7 protein-coding genes are annotated in these 6,948 nt (G+C 51.6%); 4 read left to right on the forward strand and 3 right to left on the reverse strand.

Annotation, left to right across the window (positions count from 1 at the left end; translation table 11 throughout):
* Window positions 1-197: 197 nt before the first annotated feature.
* Genes M0R47_RS00775 through M0R47_RS00790 form a run of 4 tightly spaced genes read left to right on the forward strand, consistent with a single transcriptional unit; the run spans window position 198 to window position 4,737 of the window.
* Window positions 198-1,790, forward strand: a complete 1,593-nt coding sequence (locus M0R47_RS00775; protein ID WP_292548997.1) for a HAMP domain-containing sensor histidine kinase — start codon at window positions 198-200, stop codon at window positions 1,788-1,790.
* Window positions 1,791-1,810: 20 nt separating this feature from the next.
* Window positions 1,811-2,401: a hypothetical protein gene (locus M0R47_RS00780; protein ID WP_292548999.1), complete on the forward strand. Its 591-nt coding sequence runs from the start codon at window positions 1,811-1,813 to the stop codon at window positions 2,399-2,401.
* Between the two features lie 5 nt (window positions 2,402-2,406).
* On the forward strand, window positions 2,407-4,023 hold the full coding sequence (locus tag M0R47_RS00785) for an ATP-binding protein (RefSeq protein WP_292549001.1): 1,617 nt from the start codon (window positions 2,407-2,409) through the stop codon (window positions 4,021-4,023).
* Window positions 4,024-4,041: 18 nt separating this feature from the next.
* Window positions 4,042-4,737 (forward strand): response regulator transcription factor, encoded by a 696-nt coding sequence (locus M0R47_RS00790; protein WP_292549003.1) that lies wholly within the window; start codon window positions 4,042-4,044, stop codon window positions 4,735-4,737.
* Window positions 4,738-4,874: 137 nt separating this feature from the next.
* Here the strand turns inward: M0R47_RS00790 and M0R47_RS00795 are convergent, their stop codons facing one another.
* The 3 genes from M0R47_RS00795 to M0R47_RS00805 form a co-directional block, all read right to left on the reverse strand.
* The gene (locus tag M0R47_RS00795) at window positions 4,875-5,252 is read right to left on the reverse strand and encodes a hypothetical protein (RefSeq protein WP_292549005.1); all 378 of its coding nucleotides are present in this window, start codon (window positions 5,250-5,252) and stop codon (window positions 4,875-4,877) included.
* A 378-nt stretch (window positions 5,253-5,630) separates the two neighbouring features.
* A complete protein-coding gene (locus M0R47_RS00800) occupies window positions 5,631-6,764 on the reverse strand; it encodes a DUF1207 domain-containing protein (RefSeq protein ID WP_292549007.1) in 1,134 nt (377 codons plus the stop codon).
* Window positions 6,765-6,767: 3 nt separating this feature from the next.
* The coding region (locus M0R47_RS00805; protein WP_292549009.1) for a BON domain-containing protein at window positions 6,768-6,948 on the reverse strand (181 nt) is incomplete at its 5' end.

The following is a 6,948-nucleotide window of genomic DNA, read 5'->3' on the forward strand; positions in this document are numbered from 1 at the left end:
CTGTAAAAGTTTGGGTTGGAATAAAATGATGAGCTTGCGACATGGTGTATAATAGCGAGAATTAAGCCGGGCTAGCCGACAAATGTATCCGATATATTTAGGTGTTTCGATGCCGGAAAACGGCTCTCCTTGCGGCCCGGCATCATGGATGGATTATTGAAGAAAGGATCACTTTTAACAATTGCACCCGGAGATCCATGAAGGAGCCCATTCCCAACTTTGTTCTGGATATTTTCAGAAAACCCGATTTGTCGAAACTTTGGTCTAGACTTTCGCCGAAACCTGGCTTGAACAAAGGCGAAGGTCGATTCGCGTCTCTTTTCGAGCGGATAAAATTCAACAACATTTTATCGTTAAAATCCCTGATTGTTCTCGGCTTCGTCATTGCCGTTATCCCGCTTTTTCTGGCCGTGATGTATGCCGCGTTCGGCATGCGCGAAACTTCGGCGTTGGGCAGGACTATCAATTCGCAGGTCTTCGAACAGACCAAAGCCATCCGCCTGGTTTTGCAAAAGACCGCCGATATTGAGCGAAAAGCCAGATTATTCGTGCTGCTGTCCGATCCGGCGGTACGCCAGCCTTATGAACAACAATCCTACGAAAGCACCCGGGCGTCATTCAAGCAAGCCCTGGGCTCGCTGCTAAAACTGCATCTGGAAAATAAAATCGCACTGTTGGTTAATGAATTATCGGAAAAGGAAGACCTGATTTATCAACAGATCATCGGCTCGGCAAATGAAGATAATCTTAAATTACCGGTCGATGAAGCGTTCCAGGGACTGCGCGAATCCTCCGCCGGCCTTTCGCGCGAATTCGAGAGTTATGTTGATCATGAATTCAACGAATTACGCAGCCAATCGGAATCCCTTGAACAGGGACTATTAGTCAAGGGCGCGGTTCTGTTGGCCATCTCGTTTATCTTTATCGGGATACTGCTGGCCATACTCTCGCGTTCAATGCGGCAATTAGATGTCTCCATACGCCGTCTCGGCTCGGGGGAACTTGATCAGCCGATTGAGGTTACCGGCCCTTCCGACCTGCGCTATCTGGGTGACCGTCTGGAATGGTTGCGCACGCATTTGATGGAGCTGGAAGCTTCAAAACAGCAGTTCATGCACAATGTGGCCCGCGAGATCGACCTGCCGTTGGAGACTATCCGCGAAGCGGCGGAACGGCTTGTGAATGCCGCGAACGAGGAACCGGACAGTGCACGGCAAGAGGTCGCGCAACTACTCTGCAGCAATATCGACAAACTAAAAACGGTGTCCGGGGAATTGGTTCGTTACAGCCAGATCAACGCGAAGCCGGAAACGAACCGCAAGCAAGCCGTCGATATGAAATACTTGCTTGAGTCGGTCATCGGGGAGTTTCAAGCCCGTCTACAGACCAAGTCGATTAGCCTGAAAAAGCTGGTTAGGCCGGTCGAAATATCCGGGAACCACGATCAGTTGCGAAGCATTATCGAGCAGTTAATGCTGAACGCTGTGAAATATTCGCCAACAGGCGGTGAAATACGCATCATGCTTCGCGATTCCGGTTCGCAGCTGGAGCTGGAAGTCGAAGATGAAGGACCGGGCATTGACCCCAATGAGCGTTCGCATGTTTTCGAACCCTTTTTTCGCGGCAAGGCCGCCCAAGGCGAGGATGCTGTCGAAGGCCCGGGCTTGGGGCTTGCCATTGTTAGAGAATATGTCACCAACCATCAGGGCAAAGTCGATATTATCGACTCAAGACAAGACCAACATGGGGCTCGCATCCGCGTTCAAATACCGCTAACCGGAAAAGCCTAAAACAGGAAATAAAACTATCTATGTTACTTTCTATTCGAAATACAAGTTTGGCGCTAGGCCTTGTGCTGCTGGCGGGCTGCGCCGATTTCAACGCCGGCTGGAACGGCTATCAGGACCCTTATTACGGCAATTCCTATGCACAGTCCGACTTTGACGAACTGCTGGCTTTCGGGGCCAACATGGCCAGAATATCGCCTTCAGCGCGCGCCGATGTCTGCCATACCTTATTAAAGCCCCAGAAAAATCCTCCAGGCCCCGGCATATACCTGCACATGATGGTGGGCCGCTCGCTTTCCGATGCCTGCGGCGATATTCACAAAATCCTGAGCGGAGTCAACGCCATCCCGCCCGGAAGCATGTCCGACGTGCGGCTGCAACGGTTCGTCGCTATTCATACGGAAACCTTAAAAAGATTACAGAGCGTATCAAAAAAGGTCGGCACACTGGAGCGTAAGCAAAAATCGGTGCAGTCGGTGCTGGATTCCAAGGATACTAGCGATCCAAAAGATAGCAACGGATCGAAAAAAGACGAAGCTCGCCTGCTGCGCGAAAAACTGGAAGCCATCAGATCCATGGAAAAACACCTGGACGAGAACAGCGACGCTAATTAGCATTTATGTTTCGCTTTCGCTTGGCTGTTGTCATTGTTGTTTCGTTCTGTTTTGTGCTGTTTTTAGGAATCGCGCTCTATTGGAGCTCAAGCCAGGTTGGCCAGTATTTTCAGCGCAGCCAGATGGCCTATGAGGCTTTCGATCATTATGAGCGCTTGTCCCAGGAGGCTTACCGCCATTTCAAGCAGCGTATGGATAGACTGATAATAGTCAGCCCGACTGCGGAAGCCGGCGTGGAATCCTCCAAACATCGCCTCTACGAAGCGATGCAGAATCTTAGAAACACTGCCGTAAAGGCACCGGCCGCAGAGGATCCTGCTAAAGATTGGCAGGACAAACCCGCCGAACTGGAAAGAGTCGCCCATTTCACCGCCTTCCTGGATGCCAGCGAATACCGCTTCGATGAAGTGGAACGCTTGCGTCAACAAGGCAAGAATGAAATGGCGGTGCAGGCGCTATCGAAATTTTCCAAAGAAGAAATCGACGGAAAATTCCAGCCGCTGATCGACGCCGCCATCAACGCCGAACGGAAAAAAGCCGGAAAAGCCAAGCAAGAACTGGAGGATCTGGTCGCCCAATCGCGTTGGATCGCCATTAGCGCATCACTGGCAGCGGCGATATTCAGCCTCGCGTCCGGCGCATTACTGCTTCGCGGCGTCAGAAAGCCTATCGAAGCGCTGATGAAAGGCACCGACGAAATAGCCTCCGGCAATTTGGACTACCGCATTTCCCTGGATACCCGCGATGAGTTCGGTTACCTCGCCAGCCATTTCAACCAAATGGCACAGGAACTGGAGCTTCAGCAAAATAAACTGCGCGAAGGCCGCGCCGTGCTGGAGAAAAGAGTGGCCGAACGCACTTTTGAGCTTCATCATTTAAATGAAGAATTAAAGCGCATGGACAACGAACGCCGAGAGTTTTTGGCCGACATCAGCCACGAGCTGCGCACTCCGATCACTGTTATCCGCGGGGAAGCGGAGGTCACTCTGCGGGGCCAGGATCGCGAAGCCGAAGAGTATAAGGATGCCTTGCATCGCATCGTCGAATTATCGATGCAATTGGGAAAATACGTTCAGGATCTACTATTTATAACCCGCGCGGAAACCACCGCTAATCTGCAATTCGAATGGGATAGTCTGGACTTGGCCGAACTGGTGACCGGAGCCGTCGAGAACTTTCAAGTGATGGCCGAAGAAAATTCGATGGCAGTGTCCCTGGATGCACCGGCCGAACCGGTCTGGGTGCGCGGCGATAAGCAGCGGCTTCGGCAACTGCTGTTCATCCTTGGCGACAACGCCTGCCGCTACTCAAGCCCTGGAAGCCACCTTGCGGTTTCCTTATGGGTGGACGGGGACATGGCAATCTTCAGCCTTAGCGATCAAGGCATAGGCATACCGGCACAGGATTTGGAGCGTATTTTCGACCGCCATTTCCGCAGCCAGAATGCGCTGGCTTCACGGGATGACGGAAAGGGCCTGGGCTTGCCGATGGCCAGATCGATCGCGAAAGCGCACGGAGGAAGCATCAGCGTGACCAGCATTGAAAATTCAGGTTCGACATTCACAGTAATGCTTCCGCTGATTGCCGCGCAACAGGATGACGACCTGATAAATGAACGATAACTTAAATAGAAGAATCTAATGGATACCGGTTACATGCGAGTTCTGCTAGTAGAAGACGATGAACGGATTGTCGATTTTGTTCAACGGGGATTAAAAGCCGAAGGCTATTCCGTGGAAGTCGCGCGCAGCGGCAAGGAAGCTGTCGCGCTAGGCAGCGAAGGCCAGTTTCAAGCCATTATTCTGGACTTGGGCCTGCCTGATTTCAACGGTCGGCAGGTTTGCGAGCGCTTGCGCGGCAATGGCGTCGCCACGCCGATTCTCATGCTGACGGCCAGAGACACCGTACAGGATAAGGTGACCGGCTTGCGCTCGGGAGCCGATGACTACATGACCAAGCCGTTCGCGTTTGAGGAACTGCTTGCCCGAATCGAAGCGCTGATGCGTCGCCGCAGCGGCGAGATCAAACTGGACACCAAGGAGCTACGGATAGCGGACCTGTTATTGAATGGCGAAACCCATGAAGTCAGGCGCGGAGAAACGCTGATCGATTTAACGCCGAAGGAGTTTGCGTTACTCGAATGCTTTATGCGTATGCCCGGCAAAGTGTTGAGCCGTACCCGAATCCTGGAGCAAGTATGGGGCTACAGCGCAGACCCATTGACTAACGTTGTCGATGTGTATATTCGCCAATTGAGGCGAAAAATAGATGACGATTACGAGCTAAAGCTCTTAAAAACCGTCCGTGGTTTCGGCTACAAAATGGATATATCCTAGTAGCCGCATCAACTATCGAGCGACGAATTCAGACCTTTCGAGACCGCTCAAAGCAGCCTGAACAACTCACCGGAAACTATAAAGAATACGCTATCATGTTGGCTTGCGTTGAAGCACTGGGAGTTGGTAGCTATTTTTTACAGTCTCGACATCACATAAAAAACATGGTCGCCAATTTGCCTGACGATTGAACCAGCATACTTAGGCTTGGTGCCGGTGTTCCAGCTATCGGAATTCTGCACGATAGAATCCTTGCCGTGTATCACTGATTTAGCCAATGCCTTGTAATGAGACCTTAGATTGCGTGGCGGGGTTAGCCGGGACACACCGGTTAGCTTGCATATTGTCTTGCCGGTACGCTTGGCTCGATTAACCGCAGCCTGCCCTACAGCAATAGCGCCTTCGATAGACTCACCTCTCGATTCTGCGAACATGATCTTGGCCAAACAACCCTCCTCGCTTGGCGTCGTCGATACAGGCAATAGCAATGCTATTGTTAAAAGGAAATTGGTCATAGTGCAATCCTCTGGGTCAGCTTTATTAATCACATGCCAAATCGGGCAATGTCCGGCTTGTTCAAGTATTCTTCGGCTGGCTCAGATGCTAGACTTTTTACACTAAAAGAAAATAGGTGCGATTGCTTAGAATGCGCATGAGAGCAGGAGTAGCGCCAGCGTTATCTAATGAGGACCGGCCCAAACCCAGCCCGATAACGTTCCGGCGCAGTTACGGCTTCAGCGAATTGATGAGCGGCAATATGTTCTCTTTGCAGGCGGATGATCGTTAGCGAATTGCCATTAGGGCAATCGCCTCTAATTTGCTTCCCGGAACTGGAAATCCGCTTTTCCAGCAGCCGGCCAGTCTATCGTTGAAGGCCGCCGATCTCTATTCCGCTAAAAGAAATAATGCGCACCCAAGCCGAAATATTCCACTTTTTCCCTGTAAAACTGGCCGCTTGGAGAGAAACCGTTATAGTATTCCCCCATAATCTGAAGCTTTCGGCCTAATACCTGCAAGTTATCAAATTCAACGCCCGCCCTGGCCGATACATCATAATTCCAGTCATTTTCTTCGTGATTTTTGACATCAGCTGCAATGATAGGTCGCATTGATGCAAACTCCAGGCGCCAAGGGCTCCGAAATTCCATACCGTATTGCACCGACCATATCTTAAGCTCCGAAGGTTCTCTATGGAATAGACCGGCTCCGCCACCATATAGGCGTATACCGTAGGGAAACTCATAAGAGAGTTTCAGATCCACGCCTTCGTAACTGAGGTTCACTCGCTCGAATTTAGAGGTAAGCTGGCGCAACAGGAACTCATCGCCAAGATGTGAGCTCTGGTGGAAAAGGCGGCCAAAGGCTGAAAACTGGCCGGCACGCACGCTTGAATAGGCTGATACGATAAAATCGGTATTGACCAGGTCACTTGATGACGCATTCAGGTTGAAGTCGCTAAAGACACCGGCCTGAAGACCGGCTTCCCACTGAGCGGAACTGCGGCCGAAGTTACTGCGATAAAACGGTATGGTTTCACCGAAACTAACAGAACCTATATCCCTGCCATCAAAATTGTTGCTTTGGAAATTGCGGTAAGCGGCCGAGAAATGGGCCCAGCGCGGGTCTGCCAGTAAAGGCTTGAATAAATGGCCTGTAGGCAGGAGTCCCGTTGGCAACACAATCGACTCATTGACCGAAGTTGCCTCATCAGCAGGCATCCGGGCGGACTTGGTGGCATCTGCTGTCAGCTGCGGGCTAGTAGCTTCCGACGTTCTTACCGCGTTAACGCCGGGGATTTCAGATAATAGCTGTACCGCCTTGTCTCTATCATCGGCCTTCAGATCGCCTGTCGGCAATGTAACTACGCCATCCCGTACCACTAACGACCGCATATCAAGATTTAAGCTTTGCTTTAACACCCCCGCAGCGTAGCCGGCTATGTAAGTGTCATCCGCAGCGGTCGCATGGGCAACGGGCGCCGGCAGCAGCATGACGCCCAGAGCGGCCATAAAGCATAAATAACGCACTGTTTATTTAACCGTTTGTACAATCAGCTCACTTTGCACGCCCTTTACATCCAGCTGGGTCCTGGCCACTTCTATGGCCCGGGCAATGTCCGGCTCTTCATTGACGGTGCCGCGCAGCGTCACGACGCCGTTGACCGTGGTCACCTCAATATTCGAGCCCTTAAGCAGGGGGTCTGTCAGCATC

Source organism: Methylobacter sp., assembly GCF_023227905.1.
Taxonomy (GTDB): Bacteria; Pseudomonadota; Gammaproteobacteria; order Methylococcales; family Methylomonadaceae; genus Methylobacter_A.

Excerpts from the sequence above, each read along its gene's own strand:
- M0R47_RS00775 (WP_292548997.1), top strand. The coding sequence starts at position 198 with ATGAAGGAGCCCATTCCCAACTTTGTTCTGGATATTTTCAGAAAACCC.
- M0R47_RS00780 (WP_292548999.1), top strand. The coding sequence starts at position 1,811 with ATGTTACTTTCTATTCGAAATACAAGTTTGGCGCTAGGCCTTGTGCTG.
- M0R47_RS00785 (WP_292549001.1), top strand. The coding sequence starts at position 2,407 with ATGTTTCGCTTTCGCTTGGCTGTTGTCATTGTTGTTTCGTTCTGTTTT.
- M0R47_RS00790 (WP_292549003.1), top strand. The coding sequence starts at position 4,042 with ATGGATACCGGTTACATGCGAGTTCTGCTAGTAGAAGACGATGAACGG.
- M0R47_RS00795 (WP_292549005.1), bottom strand. The coding sequence starts at position 5,252 with ATGACCAATTTCCTTTTAACAATAGCATTGCTATTGCCTGTATCGACG.